The 440-nt window shown below is 38.6% G+C and carries 1 protein-coding gene; it reads left to right on the forward strand.

Annotation, left to right across the window (positions count from 1 at the left end):
• Positions 1-440, forward strand: a 440-nt coding sequence (locus J1785_RS00200) for an adenylate/guanylate cyclase domain-containing protein (RefSeq protein ID WP_217218513.1), incomplete at both ends; no start/stop codon positions are given.

A 440-nucleotide genomic window follows, 5' to 3' on the forward strand; every position in this document is an offset into this window, starting at 1 on the left:
GCTGTGCATAGTTTAAGAAATGCTTTTGGAAAGCCAGCACGACTAATTGAGCCGGAAATTGGCACTCATCCTGAGTTTAAACACCTAGAAAGTGACAATAAGACCTCTTTAGGATATGTGGTGACGATGTTCATGGACATTATTGGCTCAACGAAATTAGGAGTTTCTTATTCACCAGAAGATGTTTTTCTTTTTAAGAATAATATAATTACTGGAGCCATAGAAACGATCAATGCTTTTGACGGCCATGTGCACCGGATAATGGGGGATGCAGTAATGGCATTCTTTCGTAGCCAAAAAAATGAAGAGGATGACACCTTAGAAAACAGTGCTATTGACGCTATTAATTGCGCAGCATATTTTATAGAAGTAATGAATGAGATTGTTAAGCCGCAGATTACAGAGATCGCTGAAGAAAATATTGGGATAAGGATAGGGCT

This window comes from Rahnella perminowiae (genome assembly GCF_019049755.1).
GTDB lineage: Bacteria > Pseudomonadota > Gammaproteobacteria > Enterobacterales > Enterobacteriaceae > Rahnella > Rahnella perminowiae.